This is a genomic window from Vreelandella halophila (assembly GCF_009856365.1).
Classification (GTDB): Bacteria; Pseudomonadota; Gammaproteobacteria; order Pseudomonadales; family Oleiphilaceae; genus Halospina; species Halospina utahensis_B.
Genome location: NZ_WMEX01000007.1, coordinates 23051 through 38083 on the forward strand (window position 1 = coordinate 23051; position 15033 = coordinate 38083).

Below are 15033 nucleotides of genomic sequence, written 5' to 3' on the forward strand. Positions count from 1 at the left end.
AAGAGGTGAATCGTGTCTAAGGAAAAATTCGAAAGAGATAAGCCGCACATCAACGTGGGCACCATTGGTCACGTGGACCACGGCAAGACGACGCTGACGGCGGCGCTGACGCGCGTGAGTGCGGAAGTGTTCGGCGGTGAGGCGCGTGCGTTTGACCAGATCGACAACGCGCCGGAAGAGAAGAACCGCGGTATCACGATCGCGACCTCGCACGTGGAGTACGGTTCCGAGAGCCGTCACTACGCGCACGTTGACTGCCCCGGCCACGCTGACTATGTGAAGAACATGATCACGGGCGCGGCGCAGATGGACGGCGCGATCCTGGTGGTCTCCGCCGCTGACGGCCCGATGCCGCAGACGCGTGAGCACATCCTGCTGTCACGCCAGGTTGGCGTGCCGCACATCGTGGTGTTCCTCAACAAGGCCGACATGGTTGACGACGAGGAGCTGCTCGAGCTGGTTGAGATGGAAGTGCGGGAGCTGCTGAACGAGTACGACTTCCCGGGCGACGACACGCCGATCGTAACCGGCTCCGCGCTGATGGCGATGGAAGGCAAGGACGACAACGGCTACGGCACCACCGCGGTGGCGAACCTGATCAAGGAAATGGACGCGCACATTCCCGAGCCCGAGCGCGCCATCGATCAGCCGTTCCTGATGCCGATCGAGGACGTGTTCTCGATCTCCGGTCGCGGTACCGTTGTCACCGGCCGTGTTGAGCGCGGTGTGGTCAAGACCGGCTCCGAGGTGGAGATTGTGGGTCTGCGCGAGACGCAGAAGACCGTTTGCACCGGTGTTGAGATGTTCCGCAAGATGCTCGACGAGGGTCGTGCGGGTGAGAACATCGGCGCGCTGCTGCGTGGCACCAAGCGTGACGACGTTGAGCGTGGCCAGGTACTGGCCAAGCCGGGCAGCATTACGCCTCACACCAAGTTCGAGGGCGAGATCTACGTCCTGAGCAAGGACGAGGGTGGTCGTCATACGCCGTTCTTCACCGGCTATCGCCCGCAGTTCTACTTCCGGACCACGGACGTGACCGGCACCTGCGAGCTGCCGGAAGGCGTCGAGATGGTGATGCCGGGTGATAACGTGAAGCTGGTAGCCACGCTGATCGCGCCGATCGCGATGGAAGACGGGCTGCGCTTTGCGGTACGCGAAGGCGGCCGGACTGTCGGCGCAGGCGTGGTGACCAAGATTATCGAGTAATCGGTACCGCGCCCTGGAAAAAGGGGTTGCCGTCGCGCAGCCCCTTTTTTGGTTTCAGGGTCCATCCCTGTAACGGATTCTCTGAAGCAGTCCGTAGGTTGACGCCGTCGCGCATGCGCCCTATAATGCGCATCCTTTTTACGGGTCGGCTTATACGAGCTGCCAACAACGATTGGAGTTTGGTGCAACATGCAGAGCCAAAAAATCAGAATCCGGTTGAAGGCGTTTGATTACCGCCTGATCGATCAGTCCACCCAGGAAATTGTCGATACGGCAAAGCGGACTGGTGCTCAGGTTCGGGGTCCTATTCCTCTGCCGACCCGGAAAGAGAAGTACACCATCCTGATCTCGCCGCACGTCAATAAGGACGCGCGTGATCAGTATGAGATCCGGACGCACAAGCGCCTTCTGGATATCGTTGAGCCTACCGAAAAGACAGTCGATGCTCTGATGAAGCTCGATCTCGCCGCCGGAGTGGATGTGCAGATCAGCCTGGGTTAACCCTTTAGTTAACCCCTCAGAGTGTAACTGTCTTTCAGGCCATAGAGGGTTGAAGCCCCGTACACTAAGAGGTGAACAATGGCGATTGGTGTTGTCGGCCGCAAGGCCGGTATGACTCGTATTTTTACCGACGAGGGTAACTCCATCCCCGTCACGGTGATTCAGGTTGATGCCAACCGAATTACCGAAATCAAGACGCCCGAGCGGGACGGCTACCGCGCGGTTCAGGTAACGACCGGTACGCGCCGTGCGAACCGGATTACCAAGCCGGAAGCGGGCCATTTCGCAAAGAATGGCGTCGAAGCAGGGCGCAGTCTCTGGGAGTTCCGGCTGGAAGACCAGTCAGAGGACGGAGAGCTGCAGCCCGGTTCCGAGCTTGACGTTTCCCAGTTTGAGAATGGTCAGTCGATTGATGTGACCGGCCAGTCCAAGGGCAAGGGCTTCTCTGGTACCGTCAAGCGCTGGAACTTCTCCACCCAGGACAAGACCCACGGTAACTCTCTCGCGCACCGCGCACCTGGCTCTATTGGTCAGTGCCAGTCTCCGGGCCGTGTATTCAAGGGCAAGAAGATGTCCGGTCAAATGGGTAATGCGCGCGTGACCAGTCAGAACATCGAGATCGTGCGTGTTGATGCCGAGCGGAATCTGCTGCTGGTTAAAGGGCCCGTCCCTGGCGCCAATGGCGGGGACCTGATCATCAAGCCCGCAGTGAAAGCCTAAGGGGTGGCGTGATGGAATTGACAGTGACAGGAAGCGGTAACGGTGTTCAGGTATCGGATGCCGCTTTTGGTAAAGAATTCAACGAATCGCTGGTGCACCAGGTCGTAACCGCCTACCTGGCGGCCGGCCGTCAGGGCAGCGTCAAGCAGAAGACGCGTTCTGAGGTCAGCGGCGGCGGTAAAAAGCCCTGGCGACAGAAGGGCACTGGCCGTGCCCGTGCCGGTACCATTCGCAGCCCAATCTGGCGCGGTGGCGGCACAACTTTCGCGGCGCGCCCGCGCGACTATTCGCAGAAGGTGAATCGGAAGATGTATCGTGGCGCGCTGCGCTCGATTCTCTCCGAGCTTGTGCGCCAGGAGCGTCTCGTGGTTGTGGACTCCATTACCCCTGATCAGCCGCGTACCAAGGTGTTCAACGCCAAGCTCCAGGAGTTGGGTGTTCAGCAGGACGCGTTGATTGTTTCTGACTCCGTTGAGCGGAATCTCGAGTTGGCATCGCGCAATATCCCGAACGTGGCGGTTTCCGATGTCCGGGGCGTGGATCCGGTGAGTCTCGTAGCGCACAACCACGTCGTGGTTACAGTGGATGCGCTCAAGAAGTTTGAGGAGATGCTGGGATGAATCAGGAGCGAATTTACAAGGTTCTGCTCGGCCCGCTGGTCTCTGAGAAGGCGACCATGGTTGGTGATCAGGGCCAGGTCGTGTTCAAGGTGGCTCCTGATGCGACCAAGCCTGAGATCCGCAAGGCGGTGGAGCAGCTGTTCAATGTGGACGTAACCAAAGTCCAGGTGAGCAACCGCAAGGGTAAGAACAAGCGCACAATCCATGGCATGGGTAAGCGTGACGATCTTCGGAAGGCGTATGTGCGCCTGGCTGATGGTCAGGATATTGACTTCATGGACGTGGAATAGGTTGAGGGGTTACAGACATGTCGATTGAGAAAACCAAACCGACGTCACCCGGTCGTCGCCACCTCATCAAGGTCCGTAATCCTGACCTTCACGGGGGTGCACCCTACGCGCCACTGGTGACCAAGCTCAGCAAGACGGGTGGCCGGAACAACAATGGCCGGATCACGTCCCGTCATATCGGTGGTGGCCACAAGCGCCATTACCGCCATATTGATTTCAAGCGCAACAAGGATGGTATTCCCGGCCAGGTAGAGCGTCTGGAGTACGATCCGAACCGTTCCGCCCATATTGCGCTGGTCAAGTACCAGGATGGGGAGCGTCGTTACATTATCGCGCCCAAGGGGCTCAAGCAGGGCGACAAGGTTCAGTCAGGGATCGATGCACCGATCCGGGCCGGCAGTACCCTGCCCCTGCGTAACATCCCTCTGGGTTCGGTGATCCATTGCATTGAGCTCAAACCCGGAAAGGGTGCCCAGATCGCGCGAAGCGCCGGTTCGTCGGTCCAGCTGGTCGCGCGTGAAGGCAACTACGCAACCATTCGGCTGCGTTCGGGTGAGATGCGCAAGGTGCCGGCTGATTGCCGTGCGACGCTGGGGGAGGTTTCCAACAGCGAGCACAGTCTCAAACAGTCCGGCAAAGCGGGTGCAACACGTTGGCGTGGCAAGCGGCCAACAGTACGCGGTGTTGCTATGAACCCAATTGACCATCCGCATGGCGGTGGTGAAGGGCGTACCTCTGGCGGGCGTCACCCGGTTACACCCTGGGGGATTCCGACCAAAGGACATAAGACTCGTAAGAACAAGCGTACTGACAAGATGATCGTACGTCGTCGTTCGGCCAAGAAATAACGTTTAGGGGAAGAAGCTGTGCCACGTTCTCTGAAGAAAGGTCCTTTTATAGACCTGCATCTGCTGAAGAAGGTTGAGGCAGCTCTGGAAAACAACAGCCGTAAGCCGATCAAAACCTGGTCGCGCCGCTCCACGGTGTTTCCGGAGATGGTAGGGCTGACCATTGCAGTGCATAACGGCCGGCAGCATGTGCCGGTCATGATCACTGAGGAAATGGTTGGTCATAAACTTGGCGAGTTTGCCGCGACACGCACGTTCCGCGGGCATGCTGCCGACAAGAAAGCGAAGAAACGCTGATTCTGAGGGGATTAAACGATGGAAGTAGCGGCTAAAACGAAAGGCGCTCGACTCTCGGCTCAGAAGGCTCGCCTTGTCGCAGACATGGTTCGTGGGAAGAGTGTCGAGGAAGCGCTGAATACACTGGCGTTCACACCGAAGAAAGCGGCCGGGATCATTCGCAAGACCCTCGAGTCTGCGATTGCCAACGCCGAGCATAACGAAGGCCTGGACGTGGATGAGTTGCGGCTTGCAACCATCTGTGTGGACGAGGGGCCGACGCTGAAGCGGATCCAGGCACGGGCCAAAGGCCGTGCAGACCGGATCCTGAAGCGCACGTGCCACATCACCGTCAAGGTTTCGGACGAGTAGGAGATACCCGATGGGTCATAAAGTACATCCAACCGGTATCAGGCTTGGCGTTGTCAAAGAGCACAACTCGGTCTGGTATGCGGAGAAAGGGGCTTACGCCCAGAACCTGTTGAAGGATATCGAGGTCCGCGAATTTCTCAATCGCCGGCTCGAGAAGGCCTCGGTCAGCCGGATTCTGATTGAGCGTCCCGCGCAGAACGCTCGGATTACGATCCATACCGCCCGTCCGGGGATTGTGATCGGCAAGAAGGGTGAGGACGTGGATAAGCTCCGAAAGGAGCTGACCGACATGATGGGCGTGCCCGTGCACGTCAACATTGAGGAAATCCGCAAGCCTGATCTCGACGCCAAGCTGGCTGCCCAGAGCGTGGCGAACCAGCTGGAGCGCCGCGTGATGTTCCGGCGCGCCCTCAAGCGGGCCGTACAGAATGCTATGCGCCAGGGCGCCAAAGGAATCCGGATCCAGGCGAGTGGCCGCCTCGGCGGTGCCGAGATTGCACGTACCGAGTGGTACCGGGAAGGTCGCGTACCGCTGCACACGCTGCGTGCGGACATCGACTACGCGCATTACGAGGCCCACACCACCTACGGGATCATCGGCGTGAAAGTCTGGATCTTCAAGGGTGAAATCCTGGGCGGTCTTGAGCAGGTACGGGCTGAAAAAGAAGCCGCTGCTCAGAAGAAAGCTCAGAAGTAAGGGGGTCTCCAAATGCTGCAACCGAAACGAACCAAGTTCCGCAAGGTACAGAAAGGCCGCAATCGCGGCATGGCCCATACAGGCAACAAGGTCAGCTTTGGTGAGTACGGTCTCAAGGCGACCGGTCGTGGGCGTGTCACCGCACGCCAGATCGAGGCGGCCCGTCGGACCATGACCCGCCGGATCAAGCGTGGCGGCAAAATCTGGATCCGTGTGTTCCCGGACAAGCCGATTACCGAGAAGCCCCTTGAGGTCCGCATGGGCAAGGGCAAGGGCGCCGTCGAGTACTGGGTTGCTGAAATCCAGCCCGGGAAGATGCTGTATGAGATGGAAGGGGTGGCAGAAGACGTGGCGCGTGACGCATTCAATCTGGCCGCGGCCAAACTGCCGGTACCGACCACCTTTGTGAACAGGACGGTAATGTGATGAAAGCAACAGAATTGCGTGACAAATCGGCAGAGGAACTGAACCAGGAGCTGATGCGGCTGTTCAAGGAACAGTTCAATCTCCGGATGCGCAAAGCGACAGGTCAGCTGAATCAGTCCCACTTGCTGCGTCAGACCAGGCGCGATATTGCGCGTGTTAAAACCGTTATGACTGAGAAAGCAGGTGACTGATATGGCTAATGCAAGTGAAAACGCCAGGACGCTCAACGGCCGCGTGGTCAGCGACAAGATGCAGAAGACGATCGTCGTTATGGTTGAGCGCCGGGAAAAGCATCCGCTCTACGGCAAGTACGTGAAGCGCTCGACGCGTATCAAGGCTCACGACGAAGACAACCAGTGCAGTGTCGGTGATTTTGTAACCATCGCCGAAAGCCGTCCGCTAGCGCGGAACAAGGCTTGGACACTGGTGAACGTGGTTGAGCACGCGTCGAAGGTGTAAGGCGCCAGGACACTGGTTCTTGTCGTAAAGACGAAGTGGTTTCTAGTGGAGACTAACCATGATTCAGACGCAAACCGTACTTGACGTAGCCGATAACAGCGGCGCCCGTCAGGTCATGTGTATCAAGGTCCTGGGTGGCTCGCACCGGCGCTATGCAAGGGTCGGGGATATCATCAAGGTATCCGTCAAGGAGGCGATCCCCAGGGGCCGTGTCAAGAAGGGTCAGGTGCTCAAGGCAGTTGTGGTCCGGACCAAGAGTGGTATCCGGCGCCAGGACGGGTCCCTGATCCGGTTCGACGGCAATGCGGCGGTCCTGCTTAACCCGCAGGAAGCGCCGGTAGGCACCCGAATTTTTGGCCCGGTGACTCGCGAACTTCGGAATGAGAAATTCATGAAGATCATTTCGCTGGCACCCGAGGTTTTGTAGGAACAAGAGGCCGGTTATGAACAAGATCAAGCGAGATGACGAAGTGGTGGTCACCACGGGGAAAGACCGTAACAAGCGTGGCAAGGTGCTGCGGATTGTTGATGGTGGTGAACGGGTCGTTGTGTCCGGGATCAATATGGTCAAGAAGCACACGCGCCCGAATCCCATGGCGGGAACCCAGGGCGGCATCATCGAAAAGGAAGCTCCGATTCATATTTCGAACGTGGCCATCTATAACCCGCAGCAGGCCAAGGCTGATCGTGTCGGGTTTCAGGTGAAGGAAGACGGCACCAAGGTGCGCATCTTCCGGTCCACGCAAGAAGTGATCGATAACCAGTAAGCGGCGGTGGTTACGATGTCCAACATGAGAGACGTGTACAAAGAACAGGTGATCCCGGCGCTGAACGAGCAGTTCGGGTATGCGAACCCGATGCAGGTGCCGCGGATTGAAAAGATCACCCTGAATATGGGCGTTGGCGAGGCTGTAGGCGACAAGAAGCAGCTCGATAACGCTGTCGCTGACCTGCAGATGCTGTCGGGTCAGAAGCCGGTGATCACCAAGGCGCGGAAGTCCGTTGCAGGCTTCAAGATCCGGGAAGGCTTCCCGATCGGCTGTAAGGTGACCCTGCGTGGTGAGCGGATGTGGGATTTCTTTGATCGCCTGGTGCAGATCGCGATTCCGCGGATCCGTGATTTCCGTGGCCTGAGTCCCAAGTCCTTCGACGGGCGCGGCAATTACAGCATGGGCGTGCGGGAACAGATCATTTTCCCGGAAATTGAGTACGACAAGGTCGACAAGGTCCGTGGCCTCGATATCACCATCAGCACGTCCGCTGAGAGTGATGAGGAAGGGCGTGCTCTGCTTTCGGCATTCAATTTTCCGTTCAAACAGTAAGGATCGGACATGGCCAAAATCGGCATGAAAGAGCGCGAACGCAACAGGGAACGCCTGGTCGCCAAATACGGCGAAAAGCGTGAGCGCCTTAAAAAAATGAGTAAGGATCCGAATCTGAGCGACGAAGAACGCTGGGAAGCGCAGATGCAGCTGCAGAAGCTGCCGCGTAACTCCAGCCCGGTGCGTCTTCGCAATCGTTGCCAGGTAACCGGGCGCCCGCATGGTGTCCTCAGGAAATTCCAGCTTTCGCGCATCAAGCTGCGTGAAACCGGAATGCGCGGAGAGGTTCCGGGGCTGCGCAAGGCCAGCTGGTAACCCGCGCGTTGGTAAGCAACAGCATTGTTGCTGCACAACTGAAACGATCAGGAGTCTCATACGAATGAGCATGCAAGATCCGTTGGCGGACATGTTCACGCGCATCCGTAACGGCCAGATGGCCGAGAAGGTGAGTGTGGAAATGCCGTCCTCCAAGATGAAACAGTCCGTTGCCACGGTCCTGCGGGACGAAGGCTTCATCGAGGACTTCAGCGTTGAGGGCGATAAGAAGCCCCGGCTGACCATCAATCTGCGTTATTTCGAAGGCAAGCCCGTCATTGAGAGCATCCAGCGGGCGAGTCGCCCTGGTCTGCGCCAGTATCGCGGCAACAGCGAACTGCCGCGCGTGGCCAATGGTCTGGGCGTCGCCATCGTCTCCACGTCGAAGGGCGTGATGACAGACAGCGCCGCCCGCAAGGCCGGCATTGGTGGCGAAATTATCTGCACCGTATTCTAGGAGGAGTCATGTCCAGGGTTGCGAGTAATCCTGTCGTGCTGCCATCCGGTGTCGAGGTGAATTTCAACGGTCAGGACGTTGAAGTGAAGGGTGCCAAGGGTACGCTTCAGCACAGCATTCACCCGAGTGTCGAAGTGACGCAGGACGACGATAAGCTGCGGTTCGCGCCGCGTAACAATGCGAAGAAAAGCCGTGCACTGGCCGGTACCACCCGGGCACTCCTGAACAACATGGTTGTTGGTGTGACCAATGGCTTCGAGCGCAAGCTCGAAATCAATGGTGTCGGTTACCGGGCCCAGGCCCAGGGTGACAGCGTGAATCTTACGCTTGGCTTCAGCCATCCGGTGGAATACAAGTTGCCGGAAGGCGTTACCGCTGAGTCCCCCAAGCCGACCGAACTGGTGCTCAAGGGCATCGATAAGCAGCGTGTCGGCCAGGCTGCAGCAGACATCAGGGCTTTCCGTCCGCCTGAGCCTTATAAGGGCAAGGGTGTCCGCTATGCGGATGAAACGGTAAGGCGTAAAGAGGCCAAGAAGAAATAGGGCAAACAGATGAGCGCGAAGAAAGAATCCAGATTGCGTCGCGCACGTAAAGTGCGCATCAAGATCCGGGAACGTGGCTCCAACCGCCTCTGCGTCCACCGTACACCGCGTCATATGTATGCTCAGGTGACTACGGCGGATGGCAGCCAGGTGCTGGCGGCCGCCTCCACACTGGACAAGGAGTTGCGCCAGGGTGCAACCGGAAACGTGGACGCCGCACGCCAGGTTGGCGAGCTGATCGCGGAACGGGCGAAAAACGCGGGTATCGAAACGGTTGCATTCGACCGGTCCGGTTATCGCTACCACGGTCGCGTCAAAGCGCTTGCCGATGCGGCGCGTGAAGCCGGCCTGCAATTCTAAGAGGTGGAGAAGATGAGCGTGAATGAGCAGAACCAGCCCGAGCTTCAGGAGAAGCTGGTGCAGGTCAATCGGGTGGCCAAAGTGGTCAAGGGTGGCCGCCTTTTCGGTTTCACCGCCCTGACGGTTGTGGGTGATGGCAATGGCCGGGTCGGTTACGGCCGCGGCAAGGCACGTGAGGTGCCGGTAGCGATCCAGAAGGCGATGGACTCCGCGCGTAAGAATATGGTGTCCGTGCCGTTGGATGGCGCTACGTTGCAGTACCCGGTCAAGGCTAACCATGGCGCCTCCAGGGTGTTCATGCAGCCGGCTTCCGAGGGTACCGGCATTATCGCCGGTGGCGCGATGCGTGCCGTTCTGGAAGTTGCCGGTGTACACAACGTATTGGCCAAGTGCTATGGCTCCACCAACCCGATCAACGTGGTACGGGCTACCGTTGAAGGCCTGAAAGCCATGCGGTCGCCGGAAGAAGTGGCGGCTAAGCGTGGTAAAACCGTGGAAGAGATCCTGGATTGACGTTATGGCTAACAAAACGATCAAGGTCACACTGACCCGCAGCCCCATCGGCGCACAGAAGAACCATAAACTCTGTGTCCGTGGACTGGGACTGCGCCGTCTCCACCATTCGGTGGAACTCGAGGACACGCCCGCGGTCCGCGGGATGATCAACCGTGTCAATTACATGGTTCGGGTAGAGGAACAGTAAGATGCAACTGAACGAACTCCGCCCAGGTGACGGCTCCAAGGCCGAGCGCAAGCGTGTTGGTCGTGGCATCGGCAGTGGCCTGGGTAAAACCGGCGGCCGTGGTCACAATGGCCAGAAATCCCGTTCCGGCGGCAGTATCGCGCCCGGCTTCGAGGGTGGTCAGCAACCGATGCGTGGGCGCCTGCCCAAGTTCGGTTTCACCTCCCGTCAGCAGCGTTGGGAGACGGAAATCCGTCTTCACGAGCTGGCCAAAGTCGAGGGTGACACGGCTGATCTGGACGCTCTGAAGAAAGCGGATCTGATCCGTCATGACGTTCGCGAAGCAAAGGTGATCGCCTCCGGTGAGATCTCCCGTGCGGTGACCGTCAAGGGCCTGCGGGTAACCAAAGGCGCCCGTGAAGCGATTACTGCCGCTGGCGGGAAAGTCGAAGACTGAGTCGAGGGCTAAATGGCTAAACAGGGACCGGCATCCGCTAAGGGACAGGGCCTCTCGGAGCTCTACTCGAGGCTCAAGTTCGTTGTGATCGCGATCCTGGTTTATCGGATCGGCGCGCACATCCCGGTCCCGGGCATTAACCCGGATCGGCTGGCGGCAATGTTTGAACAGCAGCAGGGTACCATCCTGGGCATGTTCAACATGTTCTCAGGGGGTGCCCTTGAGCGTATGAGTATCCTGGCGCTGGGCATCATGCCCTACATCTCCGCCGCGATCATCATGCAGCTCATGACGGCGGTCAGTCCGCAGCTGGAGCAGCTCAAGAAAGAAGGCGAATCCGGTCGCAAGAAGATCAGCCAGTACACGCGGTACGGTACCGTTGGCCTGGCGTTCGTGCAGGGGCTGGGGATTTCCGTGGGGCTTGCGTCCCAGGGGGTGACGTTCTCCAGCGGCCTCGACTTCTATTTCATCGCGGTCGTGTCCTTTGTATGTGGTGCCGTTTTCCTGATGTGGCTTGGTGAGCAGATCACTGAGCGTGGCATCGGAAACGGCATCTCGCTGCTGATCTTCGCCGGTATCGTCGCCGGTCTCCCGGGCGCCATCGGTCAGACGCTCGAACAGGCCCGCAGTGGTGAGATGAGTCTGCTGCTGGTCTTCGGTGTCGGTGCCATGGCTATTGCCGTGGTTGGGTTCATCGTGTTCATGGAGCGCGGTCAGCGCCGGATCACGGTGAATTATGCCAAGCGCCAGCAGGGACGCCGTGTCTACGCCCAGCAGCAGAGTCATCTGCCGCTGAAGGTGAACATGGCCGGTGTTATTCCGGCGATCTTCGCGTCGTCGATCCTGCTGTTCCCGGCATCACTGGGACAGTGGTTTGGCCAGTCCGAAGGCATGGAGTGGCTGGGGGATCTGTCCCAGATCCTGGGGCCTAACCAGCCTCTGTACATCCTGCTGTTTGCGGCTGCAGTGATCTTCTTCTGCTTCTTCTATACAGCACTGATGTATAACCCGCGGGAGGTCGCGGACAACCTCAAGAAGTCCGGCGCCTTCATCCCCGGGATCCGGCCCGGTGAGCAGACCGCGAAGTACATTGACGGGGTGCTCACACGTCTGACGATCTTCGGGGCGCTGTACATTGCAGCAGTGTCGATCATGCCCCAGTTCCTGACGGTATTCGGCAATGTGCCGTTCTATCTCGGGGGTACGTCACTGCTGATCGTCGTAGTGGTGGTGATGGATTTCATGTCACAGGTTCAGGCACATCTGATGTCGCACCAATACGAATCGGTGATGAAGAAGTCCAACCTCAAGAATCACGGACGCAGCGGCATGTTCCGCTGATCAACGGGAGACTGAAATGAAAGTACGTGCATCGGTGAAGAAAATCTGCCGAAACTGCAAAATCATTCGTCGCAATGGCTCGATCCGGGTCATCTGCACCGAGCCCCGTCACAAGCAACGCCAGGGGTGAGGCAGCATCAGGGGGCGGTTGTTGATATCTGCCGATTCAGGCGCTATCATTCCGCACCTTTTGTGACGGTAACGTAAACAGCAAAGCTTTGAATGCGGAGTGAAGTGAATGGCACGTATAGCCGGTGTCAACATACCCGAGAATAAACATGCCGCGGTTTCGTTGACCTATATCTTCGGGATCGGCCATACCACGGCAGGTCAGCTTTGCGACGCGACGGGCATCCCCCGGAACACGAAGGTTGGCGAGCTTTCCGATGAGCAGGTGGACAACCTGCGCACGGAAGTCGGCAAGCTTTCGGTTGAGGGTGACCTGCGTCGTGAGGTTCAGATGAACATCAAGCGGTTGCGGGACCTGGGCTGCTATCGCGGCCTTCGGCATCGCCATGGTCTGCCGGTTCGTGGTCAACGGACCAAGACCAATGCGCGGACCCGCAAGGGCCCCCGTAAACCGATTCGTAAATAACAGGTAGGTAAAAATGGCAAAGCCAGGTACACGTACCCGTAAAAAGGTGAAAAAGTCAGTTGTTGACGGCGTGGCCCATATCCACGCCTCGTTCAACAACACCATCGTGACCCTGTCCGATCGCCAGGGCAACGTCCTTTCCTGGGCGACTGCTGGCGGTTCCGGATTCCGCGGTTCACGAAAGAGTACACCTTTTGCTGCGCAGGTAGCAGCTGAAAGGGCCGGTAACGCGGCCGCTGAATACGGTCTTAAAAACCTGGACGTAATGGTCAAGGGTCCCGGACCCGGCCGGGAATCCGCGGTTCGCGCTCTCAATGCGGTAGGTTTCAAGATCACCAACATCGAGGACGCGACACCCATCCCGCACAATGGCTGTCGTCCGCCGAAAAAGCGCCGCGTGTAATCAAGGAGACAGCGATTTATGGCACGTTACATTGGTCCGAAATGTAAACTGTCTCGCCGCGAGGGGACAGATCTATTCCTGAAGAGCGGGGTCCGGGCGCTCGAAAGCAAGTGCAACGTCGATCAGGCGCCGGGTCAGCATGGCGCACGGCGTACCCGGGTGTCCGAATACGGAACCCAGCTTCGGGAAAAGCAGAAAGTACGCCGTATGTACGGTGTGCTGGAGAAACAGTTCCGGAACTACTATCAGGAAGCAGCTCGCCGCAAGGGTTCAACCGGCGAGAACCTGCTTCAGCTGCTGGAGTGCCGGCTCGACAACGTGGTCTACCGCATGGGTTTTGGCGCCACACGCGCTGAAGCACGGCAGCTGGTTTCCCACAAGGCGCTGCAGGTCAATGGCCGCACCGTCAATGTGGCCTCCTACCAGGTGCAGCCCGGTGATGAGGTCCGCGTACGGGAGAAGGCTCAGAACCAGCTCCGTATCCGCAATGCGCTGGAGCTGGCGAACAGTCGTGCGGCCATCGAGTGGGTCGACGTCGACGCCAACAAGCTCGTCGGAACCTTCCGGTCCCGTCCGGAGCGCAGCGATATCTCTGCGGACATCAACGAGAGCTTGATCGTCGAGCTTTACTCCAAGTAACGCACAGCGAAATAGGGGCGTCCAATGCAGCGTTCAGCTACCGAATTTCTGACTCCTCGCAGCATTAATGTGGAGGAGCAGACCCAAACCCACGCCCGCGTGGTTCTGGAGCCTCTTGAGCGGGGCTTTGGCCACACGCTGGGTAATGCTCTGCGGCGGATCCTGCTGTCTTCCATGCCCGGAAGCGCAGTAACGGAAGCGCAGATCGATGGAGTGCTGCACGAGTACAGCGCCATTGAAGGGGTTCAGGAGGATGTCATTGAGATCCTGCTGAATCTCAAGGCGCTGGCCGTTAAGCTCAATGGTCGCGAGCAGGCCGAACTCTCTCTTTCCAAGAAAGAAGAGGGGCCGGTCACCGCGGCGGATATTCAGCTTGATCATGACGTTGAGATCGTCAATCCGGATCTGGTGATCTGTCACCTGTCCAAGGGCGGTGAGCTCAACATGAAGCTGACGGTAAGCTCCGGCCGAGGGTATGAGCCCGCGGATCAGCGCGAGCAGGACGAGGAAAGTCGGGCCATTGGCCGCCTTCAGATTGACGCGACCTTCAGCCCCGTCCGCCGTGTTTCCTACATGGTTGAGAGTGCCCGTGTTGAGCAGCGGACCGACCTGGATAAGCTGATCATCGATCTGGATACCAACGGTACCATCGATCCGGAGGAAGCGATCCGTCGGGCGGCGACCATCCTGCAGCAGCAGCTGGCAGTGTTCGTCGATCTGGACCAAGAGAAAGAGCCGGAAGAATCGCAGGAAGAAGAAGAAGTTGATCCGATCCTGCTGCGCCCGGTTGATGATCTTGAGCTGACCGTGCGCTCGGCCAACTGCCTGAAGGCGGAGAACATCTACTACATTGGCGATCTGATCCAGCGCACAGAAGTCGAACTGCTGAAGACGCCCAATCTCGGCAAGAAATCACTGACCGAGATCAAGGATGTGCTGGCCTCCCGTGGCCTGTCGCTGGGTATGCGGCTTGAGAACTGGCCGCCGGCGAGTCTGCGCGGTGATGACCGGGTCCTTGGTGGCTGATCGCTGAATCGCTGATTTTGATTTAAGGAATTAGAGCAATGCGTCATCGTAAGAGTGGTCGTAAATTAAACCGCAACAGTTCGCACCGGAAGGCCATGTACCGCAACATGACTGCCTCTCTGGTGGAGCATGAGCTGATCAAGACGACCCTGCCCAAGGCGAAGGAACTTCGCCGTGTGGCGGAGCCGCTGATCACACTCGCCAAGGAGGACTCGGTGGCGAACCGTCGTCAGGCATTCGCGCGGCTGCGCAATGACCAGGCGGTGACCAAGCTGTTTGAAGAGCTCGGTCCGCGGTTCGAGAGTCGTCCCGGTGGTTATCTGCGGATTCTCAAGTGCGGTCTGCGGGCTGGCGACAACGCGCCCATGGCCTATGTTGAGGTCATCGGTCGTCCGGTTGTTGAATACGTGGAAGACGATGAGGATGATGACGACGAGGACTGAGAGTCTCGTGTCTCCGCCTGAAGTGCTCAGGCGAAG

At 58.5% G+C, this 15033-nt stretch carries 29 protein-coding genes; all 29 read left to right on the forward strand.

The window, feature by feature from the left end:
* Window positions 1-12: 12 nt before the first annotated feature.
* The 29 genes from tuf to rplQ all read left to right on the forward strand — a co-directional run bounded on the left by tuf (window position 13) and on the right by rplQ (window position 14997).
* Window positions 13-1206, forward strand: a complete 1194-nt coding sequence (gene tuf / locus GLW01_RS12405) for an elongation factor Tu (RefSeq protein ID WP_077528630.1) — start codon at window positions 13-15, stop codon at window positions 1204-1206.
* Between the two features lie 189 nt (window positions 1207-1395).
* Window positions 1396-1707, forward strand: a complete 312-nt coding sequence (gene rpsJ / locus GLW01_RS12410) for a 30S ribosomal protein S10 (protein WP_077529290.1) — start codon at window positions 1396-1398, stop codon at window positions 1705-1707.
* A 78-nt stretch (window positions 1708-1785) separates the two neighbouring features.
* On the forward strand, window positions 1786-2427 hold the full coding sequence (gene rplC / locus GLW01_RS12415) for a 50S ribosomal protein L3 (protein ID WP_160899250.1): 642 nt from the start codon (window positions 1786-1788) through the stop codon (window positions 2425-2427).
* Window positions 2428-2438: 11 nt separating this feature from the next.
* Window positions 2439-3047: a 50S ribosomal protein L4 gene (rplD, locus tag GLW01_RS12420; protein ID WP_151440452.1), complete on the forward strand. Its 609-nt coding sequence runs from the start codon at window positions 2439-2441 to the stop codon at window positions 3045-3047.
* Window positions 3044-3337, forward strand: coding sequence for a 50S ribosomal protein L23 (rplW, locus tag GLW01_RS12425; RefSeq protein ID WP_077529287.1), 294 nt, complete (start codon window positions 3044-3046; stop codon window positions 3335-3337). Before rplD ends, rplW begins: the two co-directional genes overlap by 4 nt.
* Before the next feature lie 17 nt (window positions 3338-3354).
* Window positions 3355-4185, forward strand: a complete 831-nt coding sequence (gene rplB, locus GLW01_RS12430; protein ID WP_151440451.1) for a 50S ribosomal protein L2 — start codon at window positions 3355-3357, stop codon at window positions 4183-4185.
* 18 nt (window positions 4186-4203) lie between these two features.
* A complete protein-coding gene (gene rpsS / locus GLW01_RS12435; RefSeq protein WP_077529285.1) occupies window positions 4204-4482 on the forward strand; it encodes a 30S ribosomal protein S19 in 279 nt (92 codons plus the stop codon).
* Window positions 4483-4500: 18 nt separating this feature from the next.
* Entirely contained in the window at window positions 4501-4833 is a 333-nt protein-coding gene (gene rplV / locus GLW01_RS12440; RefSeq protein ID WP_077529284.1) for a 50S ribosomal protein L22, read from the forward strand.
* Between the two features lie 10 nt (window positions 4834-4843).
* Window positions 4844-5530 carry a 30S ribosomal protein S3 gene (rpsC, locus tag GLW01_RS12445; protein WP_077529283.1) on the forward strand — a complete coding sequence of 229 codons (687 nt, stop codon included), beginning with the start codon at window positions 4844-4846 and terminating at the stop codon, window positions 5528-5530.
* Between the two features lie 12 nt (window positions 5531-5542).
* The gene (gene rplP / locus GLW01_RS12450) at window positions 5543-5956 is read left to right on the forward strand and encodes a 50S ribosomal protein L16 (RefSeq protein WP_077529282.1); all 414 of its coding nucleotides are present in this window, start codon (window positions 5543-5545) and stop codon (window positions 5954-5956) included.
* Window positions 5956-6147 carry a 50S ribosomal protein L29 gene (gene rpmC, locus GLW01_RS12455; RefSeq protein WP_077529281.1) on the forward strand — a complete coding sequence of 64 codons (192 nt, stop codon included), beginning with the start codon at window positions 5956-5958 and terminating at the stop codon, window positions 6145-6147. The genes rplP and rpmC overlap by 1 nt, the downstream gene beginning before the upstream one ends.
* A gap of 1 nt (window position 6148) precedes the next feature.
* The gene (gene rpsQ, locus GLW01_RS12460; RefSeq protein WP_151440450.1) at window positions 6149-6415 is read left to right on the forward strand and encodes a 30S ribosomal protein S17; all 267 of its coding nucleotides are present in this window, start codon (window positions 6149-6151) and stop codon (window positions 6413-6415) included.
* Window positions 6416-6473: 58 nt separating this feature from the next.
* Window positions 6474-6842 (forward strand): 50S ribosomal protein L14, encoded by a 369-nt coding sequence (gene rplN / locus GLW01_RS12465; RefSeq protein WP_077529279.1) that lies wholly within the window; start codon window positions 6474-6476, stop codon window positions 6840-6842.
* A 16-nt stretch (window positions 6843-6858) separates the two neighbouring features.
* On the forward strand, window positions 6859-7182 hold the full coding sequence (gene rplX, locus GLW01_RS12470; RefSeq protein ID WP_095618748.1) for a 50S ribosomal protein L24: 324 nt from the start codon (window positions 6859-6861) through the stop codon (window positions 7180-7182).
* A gap of 24 nt (window positions 7183-7206) precedes the next feature.
* Window positions 7207-7737 carry a 50S ribosomal protein L5 gene (rplE, locus tag GLW01_RS12475; RefSeq protein ID WP_425356596.1) on the forward strand — a complete coding sequence of 177 codons (531 nt, stop codon included), beginning with the start codon at window positions 7207-7209 and terminating at the stop codon, window positions 7735-7737.
* Window positions 7738-7746: 9 nt separating this feature from the next.
* Window positions 7747-8052: a 30S ribosomal protein S14 gene (gene rpsN, locus GLW01_RS12480; protein WP_151440449.1), complete on the forward strand. Its 306-nt coding sequence runs from the start codon at window positions 7747-7749 to the stop codon at window positions 8050-8052.
* Between the two features lie 64 nt (window positions 8053-8116).
* A complete protein-coding gene (gene rpsH / locus GLW01_RS12485; RefSeq protein ID WP_151440448.1) occupies window positions 8117-8509 on the forward strand; it encodes a 30S ribosomal protein S8 in 393 nt (130 codons plus the stop codon).
* Between the two features lie 8 nt (window positions 8510-8517).
* Entirely contained in the window at window positions 8518-9051 is a 534-nt protein-coding gene (gene rplF, locus GLW01_RS12490; RefSeq protein ID WP_095618752.1) for a 50S ribosomal protein L6, read from the forward strand.
* A gap of 9 nt (window positions 9052-9060) precedes the next feature.
* Window positions 9061-9411 (forward strand): 50S ribosomal protein L18, encoded by a 351-nt coding sequence (gene rplR / locus GLW01_RS12495; RefSeq protein ID WP_095618753.1) that lies wholly within the window; start codon window positions 9061-9063, stop codon window positions 9409-9411.
* Between the two features lie 12 nt (window positions 9412-9423).
* Window positions 9424-9924 carry a 30S ribosomal protein S5 gene (rpsE, locus tag GLW01_RS12500; protein WP_077529272.1) on the forward strand — a complete coding sequence of 167 codons (501 nt, stop codon included), beginning with the start codon at window positions 9424-9426 and terminating at the stop codon, window positions 9922-9924.
* Between the two features lie 4 nt (window positions 9925-9928).
* Window positions 9929-10114 (forward strand): 50S ribosomal protein L30, encoded by a 186-nt coding sequence (gene rpmD / locus GLW01_RS12505; protein ID WP_095618754.1) that lies wholly within the window; start codon window positions 9929-9931, stop codon window positions 10112-10114.
* A gap of 1 nt (window position 10115) precedes the next feature.
* Complete coding sequence (gene rplO, locus GLW01_RS12510; RefSeq protein WP_151440447.1) at window positions 10116-10550, forward strand: 50S ribosomal protein L15; 435 nt, start codon at window positions 10116-10118, stop codon at window positions 10548-10550.
* A 12-nt stretch (window positions 10551-10562) separates the two neighbouring features.
* Window positions 10563-11891 (forward strand): preprotein translocase subunit SecY, encoded by a 1329-nt coding sequence (secY, locus tag GLW01_RS12515; protein WP_095618756.1) that lies wholly within the window; start codon window positions 10563-10565, stop codon window positions 11889-11891.
* A 16-nt stretch (window positions 11892-11907) separates the two neighbouring features.
* A complete protein-coding gene (gene rpmJ, locus GLW01_RS12520) occupies window positions 11908-12021 on the forward strand; it encodes a 50S ribosomal protein L36 (RefSeq protein WP_077529268.1) in 114 nt (37 codons plus the stop codon).
* A 108-nt stretch (window positions 12022-12129) separates the two neighbouring features.
* Window positions 12130-12486, forward strand: coding sequence for a 30S ribosomal protein S13 (gene rpsM / locus GLW01_RS12525; protein ID WP_077529267.1), 357 nt, complete (start codon window positions 12130-12132; stop codon window positions 12484-12486).
* 13 nt (window positions 12487-12499) lie between these two features.
* On the forward strand, window positions 12500-12889 hold the full coding sequence (rpsK, locus tag GLW01_RS12530) for a 30S ribosomal protein S11 (protein WP_077529266.1): 390 nt from the start codon (window positions 12500-12502) through the stop codon (window positions 12887-12889).
* An 18-nt stretch (window positions 12890-12907) separates the two neighbouring features.
* On the forward strand, window positions 12908-13528 hold the full coding sequence (gene rpsD / locus GLW01_RS12535; RefSeq protein ID WP_095618757.1) for a 30S ribosomal protein S4: 621 nt from the start codon (window positions 12908-12910) through the stop codon (window positions 13526-13528).
* A gap of 24 nt (window positions 13529-13552) precedes the next feature.
* Entirely contained in the window at window positions 13553-14554 is a 1002-nt protein-coding gene (locus GLW01_RS12540; protein ID WP_160899251.1) for a DNA-directed RNA polymerase subunit alpha, read from the forward strand.
* 38 nt (window positions 14555-14592) lie between these two features.
* Window positions 14593-14997 carry a 50S ribosomal protein L17 gene (gene rplQ / locus GLW01_RS12545; protein WP_151440445.1) on the forward strand — a complete coding sequence of 135 codons (405 nt, stop codon included), beginning with the start codon at window positions 14593-14595 and terminating at the stop codon, window positions 14995-14997.
* Window positions 14998-15033: the final 36 nt, after the last annotated feature.

Bases quoted from the DNA above. Each gene is read 5' to 3' on its own strand.
- rplD (WP_151440452.1), top strand. From the start codon at position 2,439: ATGGAATTGACAGTGACAGGAAGCGGTAACGGTGTTCAGGTATCGGAT.
- rpsK (WP_077529266.1), top strand. From the start codon at position 12,500: ATGGCAAAGCCAGGTACACGTACCCGTAAAAAGGTGAAAAAGTCAGTT.
- rpsM (WP_077529267.1), top strand. From the start codon at position 12,130: ATGGCACGTATAGCCGGTGTCAACATACCCGAGAATAAACATGCCGCG.
- rplQ (WP_151440445.1), top strand. From the start codon at position 14,593: ATGCGTCATCGTAAGAGTGGTCGTAAATTAAACCGCAACAGTTCGCAC.
- secY (WP_095618756.1), top strand. From the start codon at position 10,563: ATGGCTAAACAGGGACCGGCATCCGCTAAGGGACAGGGCCTCTCGGAG.
- rpsD (WP_095618757.1), top strand. From the start codon at position 12,908: ATGGCACGTTACATTGGTCCGAAATGTAAACTGTCTCGCCGCGAGGGG.
- rpsN (WP_151440449.1), top strand. From the start codon at position 7,747: ATGGCCAAAATCGGCATGAAAGAGCGCGAACGCAACAGGGAACGCCTG.
- rpsH (WP_151440448.1), top strand. From the start codon at position 8,117: ATGAGCATGCAAGATCCGTTGGCGGACATGTTCACGCGCATCCGTAAC.
- rpmD (WP_095618754.1), top strand. From the start codon at position 9,929: ATGGCTAACAAAACGATCAAGGTCACACTGACCCGCAGCCCCATCGGC.
- rplN (WP_077529279.1), top strand. From the start codon at position 6,474: ATGATTCAGACGCAAACCGTACTTGACGTAGCCGATAACAGCGGCGCC.
- rplV (WP_077529284.1), top strand. From the start codon at position 4,501: ATGGAAGTAGCGGCTAAAACGAAAGGCGCTCGACTCTCGGCTCAGAAG.
- rplX (WP_095618748.1), top strand. From the start codon at position 6,859: ATGAACAAGATCAAGCGAGATGACGAAGTGGTGGTCACCACGGGGAAA.
- rplR (WP_095618753.1), top strand. From the start codon at position 9,061: ATGAGCGCGAAGAAAGAATCCAGATTGCGTCGCGCACGTAAAGTGCGC.
- rpmC (WP_077529281.1), top strand. From the start codon at position 5,956: ATGAAAGCAACAGAATTGCGTGACAAATCGGCAGAGGAACTGAACCAG.
- rpsE (WP_077529272.1), top strand. From the start codon at position 9,424: ATGAGCGTGAATGAGCAGAACCAGCCCGAGCTTCAGGAGAAGCTGGTG.
- rplF (WP_095618752.1), top strand. From the start codon at position 8,518: ATGTCCAGGGTTGCGAGTAATCCTGTCGTGCTGCCATCCGGTGTCGAG.
- rplW (WP_077529287.1), top strand. From the start codon at position 3,044: ATGAATCAGGAGCGAATTTACAAGGTTCTGCTCGGCCCGCTGGTCTCT.
- rplE (WP_425356596.1), top strand. From the start codon at position 7,207: ATGAGAGACGTGTACAAAGAACAGGTGATCCCGGCGCTGAACGAGCAG.
- GLW01_RS12540 (WP_160899251.1), top strand. From the start codon at position 13,553: ATGCAGCGTTCAGCTACCGAATTTCTGACTCCTCGCAGCATTAATGTG.
- rplC (WP_160899250.1), top strand. From the start codon at position 1,786: ATGGCGATTGGTGTTGTCGGCCGCAAGGCCGGTATGACTCGTATTTTT.
- rpsQ (WP_151440450.1), top strand. From the start codon at position 6,149: ATGGCTAATGCAAGTGAAAACGCCAGGACGCTCAACGGCCGCGTGGTC.
- rpmJ (WP_077529268.1), top strand. From the start codon at position 11,908: ATGAAAGTACGTGCATCGGTGAAGAAAATCTGCCGAAACTGCAAAATC.
- rplP (WP_077529282.1), top strand. From the start codon at position 5,543: ATGCTGCAACCGAAACGAACCAAGTTCCGCAAGGTACAGAAAGGCCGC.
- rplO (WP_151440447.1), top strand. From the start codon at position 10,116: ATGCAACTGAACGAACTCCGCCCAGGTGACGGCTCCAAGGCCGAGCGC.
- rplB (WP_151440451.1), top strand. From the start codon at position 3,355: ATGTCGATTGAGAAAACCAAACCGACGTCACCCGGTCGTCGCCACCTC.
- rpsC (WP_077529283.1), top strand. From the start codon at position 4,844: ATGGGTCATAAAGTACATCCAACCGGTATCAGGCTTGGCGTTGTCAAA.
- rpsJ (WP_077529290.1), top strand. From the start codon at position 1,396: ATGCAGAGCCAAAAAATCAGAATCCGGTTGAAGGCGTTTGATTACCGC.